12 protein-coding genes are annotated in these 14,341 nt (G+C 49.5%); 1 reads left to right on the top strand and 11 read right to left on the bottom strand.

The annotated features are described in order from the left end of the window. Positions 1-5 precede the first annotated feature (5 nt). The 7 genes from NSB25_RS00800 to NSB25_RS00770 form a co-directional block, all read right to left on the bottom strand. A complete protein-coding gene (locus NSB25_RS00800) occupies positions 6-773 on the bottom strand; it encodes a SigB/SigF/SigG family RNA polymerase sigma factor (protein ID WP_103239656.1) in 768 nt (255 codons plus the stop codon). A 19-nt stretch (positions 774-792) separates the two neighbouring features. After that, complete coding sequence (locus NSB25_RS00795; protein WP_103239655.1) at positions 793-1,293, bottom strand: ATP-binding protein; 501 nt, start codon at positions 1,291-1,293, stop codon at positions 793-795. Then, entirely contained in the window at positions 1,290-1,613 is a 324-nt protein-coding gene (locus tag NSB25_RS00790) for an STAS domain-containing protein (protein WP_103239654.1), read from the bottom strand. Before NSB25_RS00790 ends, NSB25_RS00795 begins: the two co-directional genes overlap by 4 nt. A gap of 151 nt (positions 1,614-1,764) precedes the next feature. Beyond that, the gene (locus NSB25_RS00785; protein WP_103239653.1) at positions 1,765-3,174 is read right to left on the bottom strand and encodes a tetratricopeptide repeat protein; all 1,410 of its coding nucleotides are present in this window, start codon (positions 3,172-3,174) and stop codon (positions 1,765-1,767) included. Between the two features lie 93 nt (positions 3,175-3,267). Next, the gene (locus NSB25_RS00780) at positions 3,268-4,647 is read right to left on the bottom strand and encodes a bifunctional folylpolyglutamate synthase/dihydrofolate synthase (protein WP_103239652.1); all 1,380 of its coding nucleotides are present in this window, start codon (positions 4,645-4,647) and stop codon (positions 3,268-3,270) included. 1 nt (position 4,648) lies between these two features. Continuing rightward, positions 4,649-6,253 carry a glycosyltransferase family 39 protein gene (locus NSB25_RS00775; RefSeq protein WP_103239651.1) on the bottom strand — a complete coding sequence of 535 codons (1,605 nt, stop codon included), beginning with the start codon at positions 6,251-6,253 and terminating at the stop codon, positions 4,649-4,651. Between the two features lie 15 nt (positions 6,254-6,268). Continuing rightward, the gene (locus tag NSB25_RS00770) at positions 6,269-8,971 is read right to left on the bottom strand and encodes a valine--tRNA ligase (protein ID WP_103239692.1); all 2,703 of its coding nucleotides are present in this window, start codon (positions 8,969-8,971) and stop codon (positions 6,269-6,271) included. A 618-nt stretch (positions 8,972-9,589) separates the two neighbouring features. Between NSB25_RS00770 and NSB25_RS29860 the strand changes: the two genes are divergently transcribed. Next, a complete protein-coding gene (locus tag NSB25_RS29860) occupies positions 9,590-10,534 on the top strand; it encodes an ECF transporter S component (protein WP_306817522.1) in 945 nt (314 codons plus the stop codon). A 115-nt stretch (positions 10,535-10,649) separates the two neighbouring features. On the opposite strand, the gene NSB25_RS00760 is transcribed toward NSB25_RS29860, so the two are convergent. The 4 genes from NSB25_RS00760 to NSB25_RS00745 form a co-directional block, all read right to left on the bottom strand. Beyond that, complete coding sequence (locus tag NSB25_RS00760; protein ID WP_103239649.1) at positions 10,650-11,636, bottom strand: DUF4097 family beta strand repeat-containing protein; 987 nt, start codon at positions 11,634-11,636, stop codon at positions 10,650-10,652. Between the two features lies 1 nt (position 11,637). Continuing rightward, on the bottom strand, positions 11,638-12,471 hold the full coding sequence (locus NSB25_RS00755) for a DUF1700 domain-containing protein (protein ID WP_103239648.1): 834 nt from the start codon (positions 12,469-12,471) through the stop codon (positions 11,638-11,640). Next, positions 12,468-12,791, bottom strand: coding sequence for a PadR family transcriptional regulator (locus tag NSB25_RS00750; RefSeq protein WP_103239647.1), 324 nt, complete (start codon positions 12,789-12,791; stop codon positions 12,468-12,470). The genes NSB25_RS00755 and NSB25_RS00750 overlap by 4 nt, the downstream gene beginning before the upstream one ends. Positions 12,792-12,952: 161 nt before the next feature. Continuing rightward, positions 12,953-14,266 (bottom strand): alpha-amylase family glycosyl hydrolase, encoded by a 1,314-nt coding sequence (locus NSB25_RS00745; protein WP_103239646.1) that lies wholly within the window; start codon positions 14,264-14,266, stop codon positions 12,953-12,955. Positions 14,267-14,341 lie beyond the last annotated feature (75 nt).

The raw sequence follows: 14,341 nt of genomic DNA, 5'->3' as shown, positions 1-14,341 counted from the left end.
TTTCCCTATTTTATCGCTTTTTCCCGCAGGTTCAGCAAAATCTTTTTTTCCATGCGGCTGACCTGGACCTGGCTTACCCCCAGCCTGGCAGCAATCTCCATCTGGGTTTTGTTCTGAAAATATCTCATACAGATCAGCTCCCGATCTGCCGGCGTCAGGCTGTCCAGGAGTTGTTTCAGCAGAATGTGATTCAGGAGTTCCTCTTTCTCCGCATCGCCTCCATCACATCCTCCTGCCACACTTCTGCCCACTGCGCCTGCTTTTTCCCGAACAACCTTGTCCACCAGATAGACCTCGCTGCCGTCATCCTGATATACCGCGGCATAAATAGATTCCACTTCAATGGCTGCCTCCATGGCCAGCACCACGTCTTCCGCCGATAACCCTGTGGCCTCCGCGATCTCCTGAAGCGTCGGCTCCCGGCCCTCTTCGCCCTGCAGCCGTTGTCTGGCAAGCCGTACCTTCAAGCCGTTTTCCTTAATGGTTCTGGATACTTTCACCGGTCCGTCGTCCCGCAGAAACCTTTTGATCTCCCCTGTAATCATGGGGACTGCATAAGTAGAAAATTTCAGCCCCAGGGACAGATCAAATTTGTCAATCGCTTTCATCAGTCCGATAACGCCTATCTGGAACAAATCCTCCAGATCATATCCTCTGCCTGCAAAGCGTTTCACAATATGGCGTACCAGTCCCAGATTGTTCTCTATCAGTACTTCTCTTGCACTGCTTTCTCCTGCCTGTGATCTCGCAATCAGTACTGATGTCTCTTCCATACATTACCCTTTCGACCAGTTAACTTATTATTTCTTCCTGCGCTATCCAGCTTCCGACTCCTATTTTTTTCGCCATGCGGACAGTGGTTCCCTTTCCCGGTACGCTGTCCACTTCCAGCTCATCCATAAACGCTTCCATAAAGGCAAATCCCATCCCTGACCGTTCCAAATCCGGTCTGGTAGTAAACAGGGGTTCCATGGCCTGCTCCACATTTTCGATTCCTTTTCCCGTATCAGTAATTTCAATATGTAACACTTCATTTTCCAGCATACAGTGCACCCGCACTTTTCCCTGATGTATCTCCTGTCCGGCGCGTGTCGAACCGCTTTTTCCGTAGCCATACAGGTTCTCATAGCCATGGATGATGGAATTGGTGACCGCTTCCGATACAGCCGTTTTGATGTCCGCCATCTCTTCCAGGGTAGGATTCAGATTTGTGATAAAAGCCGCTACCGCCATCCGGGCAAATCCTTCATTATCCGAAACCGCATCAAAAATAAGCTCCATTTCGTTTCTCATGATTCCAGTACCTCCACAATTTTATTTAATCCTGACAATCTGAAGATTTTCTGTATCTGCCTGTCCACATGAATGGCATAAACTCTGCCTCCGAAGCAGGATATCTTTCGATAGCGTCCCATGATAAGTCCGATGCCGGAAGAGTCCATAAATCTTGTGTTCTCAAAGTCAAACACAACGTTGCCCACGTCCTCTCTGAGCAGGTATTTATCCGCATTTTCGCAGATAATTCCCGCACCGTGATGGTCAATCTCTTCCGGCAGCCGAATCATAAGGCAGTTATCAATGACCTGAAAATCTCCTGTTGTAATCTGTTGCATATATTTGGTACCTCCTTTCAAGTTCTGCCCACCAAAAAAGGAGAACCCGCCGCCAACGCAGATTCTCCTCTTTTGTACTTTATTCTATATTGTCTGAGTGTAGTCTCCCCGGGCATCCTACAAAAAGCGGGGTGCAGGCGACCATCCTGTCTCAATTCCCCGCAGCCAGTCTGTCTCTTGCCTGCTGAGAGCTCCTGGCTCTCTGGGTGCCGGGGAAGAGCTCGATTACCTTGTCATAGGCAGCGATTGCCTCCGCTCCGTTGCCGTTCTGATTGTAGGACTGTGCCAGAAGGTACAATGCCTCCACATTGGCAGCATCATAATTCACGGCCTTAACAAGCGCCTCTATGGCCTCAGGATAATTGCCCGCACGATACGCGTCATTTCCCGTGTTATAGTATTGCACTGCAAGCTCCGGTCCGATTTTCGCCAGAATTGCACCATACAGGTCCTGAAATCCTTCTGTCATCTGTTCCATGTCCACTTTTCCGGATACGGTTTCCAGATCTGCGGCCACAGTCACAATATCCTCTTCTTTCAGGTAGGACGCGGCGGCATGCAGCAATCCTTCCATGTTCTGCAGCGTTCCGTCCTCTCCCACAAATCCTTCAATCTGCTGATTCAGAGACGAGATATCTCCCTTCAGACTGGCTACCTGACCTTCCAGCTCCTGGATACGCACCGTTTTGCCATCCGACTCGTTGCTGATCTTTGTAATGGTCTCCTGGGCTTCGTTTCTCGCTTTGGACTGCGCCGTCGGCATCACCAGAAAATACATCACCGCCAGTCCTATCACCAGGCCGATGGCCAGATTTAATACGGTAGCCACACCGCTGCGTCCGGGTTCTTTCACATTCAGCGGCTGGATGATAAGCTCGTTCTCACTCTGATACCTGACGGCCTCTTCTTTTTTACGCTTTGTAACCGGTTTCTCGCCTTCTTCCGGTATCAGGGTCTGTTCCACCTCTTTGAGATAGCGCATGGTCTGGAGATTGTTCCTGTCAATCTCCATGCATCTGCGCAGTTCCCGCTCCGCGCGGTCCCATTCTCCCCGGTCCATATACAGCAGAGCAAGCAGCTGTCTGGCATGGATAAACCTGGGATTCAGGGACAATACTTTTTTCAGCTGAATGACCGCCAGGTCTTTATTGCCCTGATTGCACTGTGCCAGCGCTCTGTTATATTTTTTGATAGTCTGGTTGATGGAATCCAGTCTGCCGGAATTAGACTGCAGTCTGTCTATATATTCATCCGCAATATTTTTTTCCGGCTGCATATTCTTGCTGATGACCCACTGACTTAAAGCCGTCACCACCTCGCCCATCTCGTAATAGACCAGTCCCAGCAGATTGCGGGCTTTAATGTTGTCCTTATTAAATTTCAGGCTCTGACGCAGGCTGACAATGGCACCGGATAAATCCCTGACACCGGCTTTCTCCAGCCCTTCATTATAAAACATATTGGAAACACGAATCACCTTCTTATAGAGAGAAACATCCGCTCCGCAGGAGGTACAAAAATCATGCTCCGATAAATGACATCCGCAATTATAACAAAACATTATTGTTCCTCTTCATATTCCTGTCCCGTTTCCATTATCATCTTTACAAGCAAATCTGCCATATCCGTCAAATCCTGATGGTAAATAGCATCTTCAGCATCCTCTACTTCCAGGCTGGGCTGAAATTTCTTCAATTCTTCTTCGAAATTTATCATCGTTCAGCAGCTCCTTTATTTCGCCGACCAAATACAGGCTGCCCGCCACATAAATGCGTTCCTGAGATTTCCGCTGCCTCAGAAGCGCACAAAAGGCGGAAGCCACATCTTCATATACTTTAACGTCACATTCGGAAAATCTCCCGAACAAATCTGCAAGTCTTTCTCCCGGCAGCGCCCGTTCATCACCGATATGCGCAGCCACAATTCTGTCAAAAAGTGCACTGTCAACCAGTTTCTCTGTCATATGCAGGGCATCCTTGCCCTCCAGAACACTAAAAAGCAGACTTCTTCCGTTCTCCCGACCGTCCGCCTTCACCGTCTCCAGAAATGCCCTGATCCCATCCTCATTGTGGGCCCCGTCCACGTAGACTTCCGGCAGAACCTCCTCCATGCGTCCGGCCCAGTGACAGGCCCGCACTCCTCTCCTGATCTGTTCCCCGGTAATGGTCCTTCCCTGGTCCAGCACCTCTATGGCCCGGACCGCCAGGGCACAATTTTCCATCTGATAAGCCGCAATGGTGTCAAGGGTCAGGTTAACATCTCTATAATACTTGGTGTGTACACAAAAATCAATGGTTTTTCTCTTAAAATTTGAGAAATAATAGTCATTTTCCGACACAGAATAAGCGGAAATTCCAATTTCCTCCGCATGTTGCCGGAAAATGTCTGTGGTTCCACAGCAGGTATCCCAATAGACTGCCGGAGCACCGGCCTGCATAATCCCTGCCTTTTCACGTGCAATTTTCTCCACAGTATCACCCAGGTATTTCACATGGTCCAGACTGATGTGTGTGATTACGGACAGTTCTTTTCCCGAAACCGAATTCGTGGCATCCAGCCTGCCTCCCACCCCTGTCTCCAGAAGACAGAAATCCGGCGACTTTTCCGGAAAAAGGACCATGGCAATAAAAAAGAGATACTCAAAATAAGAGGGATGATATACACCTTCCCGTCCGCTCTCCAGACCATCCCAGTCCAGCATATCATATATATGAAGAAACGCCCGCAGAAAATCCTCTTCTGAAATCATTTCTCCATCCACTACAAAACGTTCCCGAATCTGTACCAGATGAGGAGATGTGAACAGGGCAACTCTGTAGCCTGCTGCTTCCAGAATACTGCGCAGATAGGCACAGACAGAGCCTTTTCCATTGGTACCTGCCACATGAATCACCCGCATTTTCCTGTCAGGGTCGCCCAGGCGATGCAGAAAGGCCCGGGTGTCCTCCATTGTGTTTTTCGTCGCAAAGCGGGGGATATCATTGATATACCCCGCCGCTTCTCTGAAAGTAATTATATTTTGTTTCTTCCGCATATCAGGCGACCTTTCTCTTTTCCTCTATGTCCACTATCTGGTCCTCCTCTGACCTCCTGTCTGTCAGGAACATCACCTGTCGGATTGTCAGATACCATCCATAAGCCGCAAATGGAAACATCATTATGTAATAGGGAAATATATATCTTGCCTTCGCTTCCACCAACACACTCAGAAAGAATCCTCCTATCACGGTGATGGCCGGTATATGCTGCAGGATATTGCTGCCCTTTTTCACTGCCAGAAGAAAATAGAACAGCATCCCCATATAAATGATAAATTGTACTCTGTCGCAGATCCGCAGAACGCTCAGATAATCTTCTCCCCCTATCCGGTCTGCCAGAGAACCCTCCTCCGGTCCCATGTAGTCCCCCGGTCTCTCAGCATTGAAGTACAATGCCTGATACAACGGCTGATTCCATTGGGACAGTACTTTCTCCCGGAAGAATCTCCTTGCATACGCAGGATCATTTCTGAACACCTTCAGTCTGTCATACAGATCCGCTTTTGCCGCTGCAGCTGTCAGTTCACTGTCAAAGTTCATGCTATAATAAAGTTCTTTGGGATAATTATTATACCAGCCACAGACTCCATCCGTTTCCTGCATTCCCATTGTAACCCAAGTAATCTGTGGAATTCCCTTGCTGTGTTCGTGCCCGGACCGAATCTCATACATTTTGTAGACTGCCGTAAAGACTCCCCAGGACAATGCCGCCGTCAGTAAAACGGCCAGAATGATATTCCTGTCCTTCTGTAAAATACCATACAGCAATACGGCAATACAGACAGAAATTAACATAACTACAGACTGCCTGCGCACCATCATGGCCAGTACCAGAGAAATCACCACAAGGACCAGATACCGTATTTTACAGTTCCTGTCGTATCTCAGCAACATCCACACTGCCGTCAATGCAAAAAAGATACTCGGAATATCCCCATACACCCAGGATGTATAAAAAATCAGAGGCAGGCATCCCATCATCAGAATATTATAGCTCACCACCACCGTCGTACTCCCGGTCAGTTCCAGCAGAATACGGTAACCACAGTAAGCACTTCCTGCCGCAAGCAGTGCACACAACAATTCGAAGGCATAATAATTATGTGCGCCCACAATTTTGAAAAAGCCTTCCATCAGCGCAATCAGTCCCAGCTGATGCGGGTACATACCACAGTAGCCGCCGGAATACAGGAAATCATACCACCCTTCGATAAAGTAGGAAGCTCCACCGTATACAAAGGCCTGATCTCCCACCGGCAAATGTGCGGAGGAATGAATCCACCACAAGCTGGCAAGGAGAATCCATCCAATCATTGCCAGCATAGATACATGTCTGACCAGGAACTGCACCCTTCTTTCCATTCGTCTCTCTATGAACAGCAGCACCGCTGTTCCCCCCGTGACCAGACACAGACATAAGATATTCTGTTTGACAGAATCATAGACATTCATGGGAATTTCATCCCCACCCGGCAGCATGTACTGGGTATACCGGAATGAATACCACACAAGTCCCAGAAATATGGTACTCCCCACAACCCGTACCACCAGATTCCCCGCATAATACAATCGTCTCACTGCTTTTTCTCTGTCCCACCCCATAGACCCAGATTCCTTTCATCGCAGCTGATTTAAACGCATTGTCACCTGTTCCATCATCTGTGTATATTTTGCAAGCTTCTCCCGCTCCTGTGCTATCTTCGCCTCCGGCGCCCTGGAGAGAAATCTTTCATTGGAAAGCATTCCGTTGACCCGGTCCAGCTCACCCTCCAGTCTCTTTTGTTCCTTCTGCAGGCGTTCGATTTCCTGAGCCACATCCACCAGCTCCGCAAATGGAATGTACAGCGTGGCGCCGGCAATCACCACAGATACTGCATCCCGGGCAATCTCTGTCTCCATTGTCTGCCCTCCCTGCTGTTTGTTAACCATGGTAACCTGGCTGGCTCCGGCAAGAGAGGCGAAGAACAGTTTTCCCTCCGTAAAGGTATCCAGAATGGCCTGGTTCTCGCTGACCACGAAAATGGCGGTCCTGCGGCCGGGCGCCACATTCATTTCACTGCGGATATTCCGGATGCCGCGCACAGCTTCCTTGATGATCTCGATATCCTTCTCTTCCTTCCCGAAGCTTCTGCCCTCACTGTACTCCGGCCATCTGCTGATTACAATGGATTCCTCCCGGCTCTGCAGTGTGCAGAAAATTTCCTCTGTGATAAACGGCATATAAGGATGCAGCAGCTTCAGTGCATCTATCAGCACTGTTTTCAGGGTCCAGAGCGCCGTATTCAGACTTTCCGCCTGCGAGTCGGTGGTTTCACCGGATTTTGCGGCGTACAGCCTCGGTTTCACCATCTCGATATACCAGTCACAGAATTCGTCCCAGATAAAGTCATAGACCTTCTGCACGGCAATTCCCAGCTCAAAGCTCTCCATGTTGTCAGTGACATCCTTTACCAGCGTGTTCAGCCGGGAGAGAATCCATCTGTCCACAGGCTCCAGTGCCTCTGTCTGCGGCGTTGTCACTTCCCTGCCTTCCATGTTCATCAGGATAAAACGGGAAGCATTCCATACTTTATTGGCAAAATTGCGGCTGCTCTCCACACGCTCGTAATAGAAACGCATGTCATTTCCGGGTGCGTTTCCGGTAATCAGCGTCAGTCTGAGCGCATCCGCCCCGTATTTTTCAATGATTTCCAGCGGATCGATTCCGTTGCCCAGAGACTTGGACATTTTGCGTCCCTGACTGTCGCGAACCAGACCATGAAAAAGCACCGTTTTAAAGGGCTTTTCTCCCATATGCTCATAACCGGAGAAAATCATCCGGATAACCCAGAAGAAAATGATGTCATAGCCTGTCACAAGCACATCTGTAGGATAAAAGTACTTCAGATCTTCAGTCTGCTCCGGCCAGCCCAGCGTCTCAAAGGGCCAGAGCGCGGAAGAAAACCATGTGTCCAGCGTATCCGGATCCTGTGTGAAATGGCTGCCTCCACACTTCGGGCATACTTCCGGCACTTTCCCGGCAACCACCAGCTCCCCGCAGTCATCGCAGTAATAGGCGGGAATTCTGTGGCCCCACCACAGCTGACGGCTGATACACCAGTCACGGATATTGTCCGTCCAGTTGAAATAGATTTTCTCCAGACGCTTTGGCACAAGCTCAATCTCGCCGTTTTTCACCGCCTTCACGGCCGGCTTGATCAGCTCATCCATCTTCACAAACCACTGTTCTTTCACCAGCGGCTCCACGGTGGTCTTGCAGCGGTCATGAGTGCCCACATTATGAGAGTACTCCTCGATTTTCACCAGAAGTCCCTGGCGCTCCAGCTCCTCCACAATGGATTTTCTGGCCGCATAACGGTCCATTCCGCAGTACTTTCCGCCATTCTCATTTATGGTGGCGTTATCATTCATTATGTTGATCACCGGCAGATTATGACGTTTTCCCACCTCAAAATCGTTGGGGTCATGGGCAGGCGTAATTTTTACCACGCCTGTACCGAATTCCCTGTCAACATAGGTATCTTCCACCACCGGAATCACACGATTCACAATGGGCAGCATGACGCTTCTGCCTTTCAGATGTTCGTACCTCTCATCCTCGGGATGAATGGCCACCGCCGTATCCCCCAGCATAGTCTCCGGCCTGGTGGTGGCAAAGGTCAGAAATTCGGTGGTGCTGGGCGTACCGTCCTCATTCATTACAGGGTATTTGATATGCCACAGATGGCCTGCCTGCTCCTGATATTCCACTTCCGCGTCGGAGATAGACGTATTACACACAGGGCACCAGTTAATCATACGCGCCCCCTTGTAAATATATCCTTTCTCATGCATCTTCACAAAAACTTCGGTAACCGCTCTGTTACAGCCCTCGTCCATGGTGAAACGCTCTCTGTCCCAGTCGCAGGAAGACCCCATCTTCTTCAGCTGGGAAATAATTCTCCCGCCGTATTCTTTCTTCCACTCCCAGGCGCGCTCCAGGAATTTCTCCCGTCCCAGGTCATGTTTGTCGATGCCTTCCGTCTTCAGGGTCTCGATAATTTTTACCTCGGTTGCAATGGAGGCATGGTCCGTGCCGGGCTGCCACAGTGCGTTGTATCCCTGCATCCGTTTAAAGCGAATGAGAATATCCTGCATGGTATTGTCCAGTGCATGTCCCATGTGCAGCTGTCCCGTGATATTTGGCGGGGGTATAACAATGGTAAACGGGGTTTTGTCATGATCTGCTTCCGCATGAAAATATTTCTTTGACAGCCATTTCTCGTACAGTCTGTCCTCCAGTCCTTTGGGGTCATAGGTTTTAGCCAGTTCTCTGCTCATCTGTTCTCCTTCCTTCTCCGATACCGCGGACCGCCTTTCCCCGCACCAGTCGGACAGGGTGTTCTGATTCCTGCGGAGCATTTTTGTATCATAGGGAAGTTCGGAGGACTTTCCTATGATATAAAAAAGCCCTCTGCCGATTTCCATCAGCAAAGGGCGTCATCAACGCGGTACCACCTTTGTTTACAGCCGGACATATGACGTCCTCCGCTGCCTCAGTGACTTCTACTAAAGTCCTATCCTGTAACGGGGATAAGTCGTGAAATCTTATTCCGCCGCATTTCCGCCGCACATTTCAGATTCCCGGCTTGGAAGCTACCTTCCGCATTCCTTCCTTTGAACAGCCTTTCAGCGCTCCTGCATGGGAACAGCCATTCTCTCTTTTAAGGGGTAATACGTACTCCTCTTCGTCACTGCCTTTTCTATTATATTGCCTACTATATGCTATCCTGCAAATTTTGTCAAGTTCAAAATTCACAGAAATTTCACAATTCAGTCTGGTCTGGTAATTTTTTCTTATTCTGGTACTTTTTATCAAGCCACTCTTGCGATAAACTGTCACTGATTCACATACACTTCAATTGAAATCCCATGTGAAAAAGTCAGGAGAATATTATAATGAGAACAATGAATGATCAGAAAAAGGAAAAGAAAGAGATGGAACGGAAAAAAAGCTACGGAATGCTGATAATCGGCGCCGTATTATTGATTGCGGGAATCCTTTTCGCAGTGTACGCATACAACACCAGCTATCAGGAGTCCGTCGCTCTGGGCGCGCAGCTGTCAGAGCTGAAGGCACAGGCAAATGCGGTGAAGGAGGGAACTGCCGAAGGAGATGCAGAGGCTCTGAACGCCCAGATCAGTGCACTGTCCGCCGAAAAACTGGGGCTGGAACGGCCCTACTCCTATGGTCTGGTTGCCGTCTTCTTCGCCATTCTGCTGACGGTAAAAGGAATCTGTAATGCACTGATAGGAGTGCGTTCTTCCGAAAAAGCCGATGTCAGACGTCTCGCTCAGGCCGGGCTTCTCACCGCACTGTGCTATATCGGTTTCGCCTTCTTTAAAATCGATATTCCGGCAGGCACAGAGAAAGCTTCTTTCCATTTCGGCAATGTATTCTGCGTGCTGGCAGCCTTGCTGCTGGGCGGTTATTGGGGCGGTCTGGCCGGCGCGGTGGGCATGACCATCGGAGATCTGACTACCACCTACGTGACCAGCGCTCCCAAAACTTTTCTGCTCAAGCTCTGCATCGGGCTGATTGTGGGGCTGGTTGCCCATAAAATCTTCAGGCTCTGCAGAAGCCACTCTCCAAAATATGTGACCGGCGTCACAGTGCTGGCCGCTGTCTGCGGCATGGGTTTTAATGTGGTAGCCGATCCCCTGGTGGGATATTTCTACAAAACTTATCTGTTCGGCGTGCCTCAGGATATCACGTCGATTCTGGTGAAAATCAGCGCCCTGACTACCAGCGTCAACGCGGTAGTTGCCGTCATCGCCGCCTCCGTCATCTACCTGGCCCTGCGCCCTGCTCTCAGGAAGGCCGGATTATTTGTGGAAATATGAGCTGTCCGCATCTCATCACAAATATTTATCTTCACGGCGGCAGGTATCTCATACAGAAAACACGAAAAGTTCCGGAACCGCTTTCCCGCCGTTCCGGAACTTTTCCGAAAATGAACTAATGCCGAAAATCAATAGTAATATTCCCCATGGAGCATTCAATTTCCATCTCCTTATCCGCATGGTTGTCGATATTTCTCTCGCTGGAAAAGCCGCTGAAGCTGTCCTGGCCCACCGAAATATTGCCCATGGATCCCTCCAGTTTATAGTTAAATTCCTCTTCGCTGCCTTCCAGTGTCATCTCAATATTGCCCATGGAACAGCTTACATCCGCATCTCCATTTAAAATGCCTTCGGCCAGGAATTCTCCCATACCAATCTCCGCATTTAATTCCGTAATCAGCATATCATTCAACTGTACGCCCCCTGCTCCCACAGAAACCTCCAGATCCTGCACCTGCGCTCTCTCCAGTACAATCAGACCGGCGCCAACCTCCAGTTTGGCCTTATCTGTATATAAATCATCCAATCTCAGTTCACCGGCGCCAACCTCGATATCTGCCTCGTCAAAGTAAAACCCGTCCGGCAGATAAAGCATAATCTTACGTTTTCCAATATCTGTCCAGTTGAGGGCCGAGCCTGCGGTCGCTCTGATATAGAGAGTGCCTTCGCTCACATAGCCCTGGAATTTATGTGCATTTTCGACTTCCAGATAAATGGAATCATCCCCGGAGCTTCTTGTCTCCAGCTGACAGCCTCCCACTTCGATTTCCAGATTCCTGATATCGGTTCCAGGACAATATCTGTCCACATTCCCGTTCATGATGCTGTAATCGCCGTCAAACATACTGGCATCATTGATATCATAATCCACTGTTCCTCCGCCAATTATATCTGAAATATCGTCAATCGCTTCCTCTTTTTCGATCCAATGCCAGTTCCACCATCTGCCCGAGCCCAGATGAAATCTCCCACCGGTAGCATTTTCAAGCGCCTGTGCAACGGCTGTTCCCCCTGCCACAGTGCTCCCAATCAACCCCAGAATACAGCCGGCAACCGCAAATACAAATGCAAGAATCGCACAATGCTTCATAAACTTTTTCATTTTACACAAACCTCCTTTTTCCCTTCTGCAGGCATCTGGCCAGGAACCTGCACATAGACGCAATTCCTTTCAAGAGGGCGGGTGTGGCAATTCCTGCCATGGCCACGGTCAGCATCAGGAACAAAATGCCGATACTGCCGCACAGCAATCCTCCTCCAATCAGAGCGGCTCCCACCCATGGATTGGCAAAAAAGCAGATAACTCCCGTTATCACTAATATCACCAGCAGGAGAAGCAGAACAAATGCTGTCACACCGAAACCAAATATCAGAGCAAACCATGTCACAACCGCTCCAAGCAGCGTTCCCGCCACCGCCATCACTGCGCCAAACAGGGCCGGCGCCGCAAAAATCAGAATCGTTGCCACCAGGGCAATCAGCCATACAGGTGTCTCCCCGCCTTTCGACGGTTTTTCCGGCGCAGTGCCAGAGTGGCCTGAAAAGCCCTGCCCCTGCACATGTGCCGGACTGTCGGCTGCTATCTGCTGTCCCATGTTCTGTTCCCGGTCCGCTCTCTGTGCGCCAAACCGCGGTTCATCTTCCCTCTGCGGTCTCTCCTCCGCCTCCTGCCCACGACTGTCATATTCCATAATGACCCGGTCGGAAGCCTTCACTTTCCGCGCGGCTCTCTCCGCACAGACACTCTCAAACAAATCCCGCTTTATGTTCTCCGCCACTCTGGCGGGATTCCCCAGAGCCTCGATCACGGCCTGCTCATTCTCACTGCCGGCATCATCAAAATAATCATTATAATATTGTATTGCCGCTTCCCGCTCCGTGGATGTAATACTCTGAAGCAGGCTTTCCAGTTGACTCATAAAATCTGCTCTGTTCATACTCCTACCCTTCCCTCAAATAATCCTGTTATTTTGTCTGCGTACAGCCGCCACTCGCTTTCGTACAGCTGTAACTGTGCCCAGCCTCTGCTGGTTACTTTGTAGTACCGCCTGTTCCTGCCTGCACACTCCATATCATAAACCTCCAGGCATTCATCCTTCTGCAGTCTCCGCAGCACGGGATAAAGCGTAGACTCCGATAATTCGATAACCTGTCGGACCTCCTGGGTAATTTTGTACCCGTAAGTCCCTTCCGGTTCCTTGGATACCACAGCCAGCACGATGGCGTCCAGAAGTGCCGCACCTGTATTAAATACCATCCAATCGCTCCTCACTTTCAAGGCTAATAATACTGCTGTACAATATTATATGCCGTATAATATTAGCTGTTGGCTATACTATACGGCATATAATATCATATGTCAATAATTTTTTTCAGAAACATCCTGAAGATTTTCTTAAGATACTTCCCGGAGCGGATTTACTTCTCCATCTTCCAGTAAAATGCGCTGTATGCAGGCAAGACGCTGCCCCCGCCGAAATCATGCTTCTCTCCGGTAATCAGGTCCACTGCCATCCCGCAGCCTGCATCAAAATGCGCCGTAAATGGATTGTCGTCCGCATTGACTGCAACCAGCACCCTCTCATGTTCTGACTTTCTCTCGAAAATACACTGTCTGTTTGTCAGAAGGACGGAGCGGAAGGAACCATAATTCAGAGCTTCCGATCCCTTCTTTGCCAGGCTCAGCGCGCTGATCCAGTCCGTCAGTGCATTCCACTGGGGCTTCTCGAAGTCAGGGCGCAGCGCCGGGTCCCCCTGAGATTTGTCTGCCTTTTCTCCCCACTCACTGCCATAATAGACACAGGGAATTCCCGGCATACCGAAGGCTAACGCATAAATCAAAGGCAGATGCTTCTCATTGCCCAGTATACTGGCCACCCTGGTAACGTCATGGTTATCCACAAAGGACAGCAGATGCTTTCCTTTATAAAGAGTCCAGTTTTCCGGCCCAAACTGGCGCAGCAGGGAATGTACAATTTCAAACAGGTTCATACTGTTGAAGCTGCTGTGCAGTCCCTTATAGCACTCATAATTCGTAGCAGAATGGAGCATCTGGTCATTCATCAGACGATTGTAATCCCCATGCAGCATCTCTCCCACCAGGAAGAAGTCCTCTTTCAACCCGTCTGTAAAGCTGCGGAGTCTGCGCACAAATCCTTCGTCCAGGCAGTAAGCCACATCCAGGCGCAGGCCGTCTATATCGAATTCATCCACCCAGTATTTCACGCTCTCCAGAAGATAATTTACCACTTCCTCGTTATGCAGATTCAGCTTTACCAGGTCATAATTGCCCTCCCAGCCCTCATACCACAGGCCATCGTTATAATTAGAATTACCGTCGAATGCAATGCGTCCGAACCAGTTCACGTACGGGGAATTCTGCCGGTTGCGGAGCACATCCTGAAAAGGACCGAAGCCCCTGCCCACATGATTAAACACACCGTCCAGCACTACCCTGATTCCATTCTCGTGGAGACTGTCACATACCTTCTTAAAATCTTCGTTGGTTCCCAGCCGCACATCCAGCTTCCGATAATCCCTGGTATTATAGCCATGGGTATCCGATTCGAAAACCGGTGAAAAATAGACAGCATCCGTCCCCAGCTTCTTCATATGCGGAATCCATTCCTCCACTTTTAAGATGCGATGCTCCTGCACTCCATCGTTCTCAAACGGAGCGCCGCAGAACCCCAAAGGGTAAATCTGATAAAATACACTTTCATATGCCCACATTTTCTTTCTCCCTTCATTGACTGAATCAGTATTTTTTTGATCTCCTTTCGAGACCTTTTGTGGATAACTTGATTG

The sequence above is a fragment of the Acetatifactor muris genome, assembly GCF_024623325.1.
GTDB classification, from domain to species: Bacteria; Bacillota; Clostridia; order Lachnospirales; family Lachnospiraceae; genus Acetatifactor; species Acetatifactor muris.
This window is presented reverse-complemented; position numbering and strand designations above follow the sequence as displayed.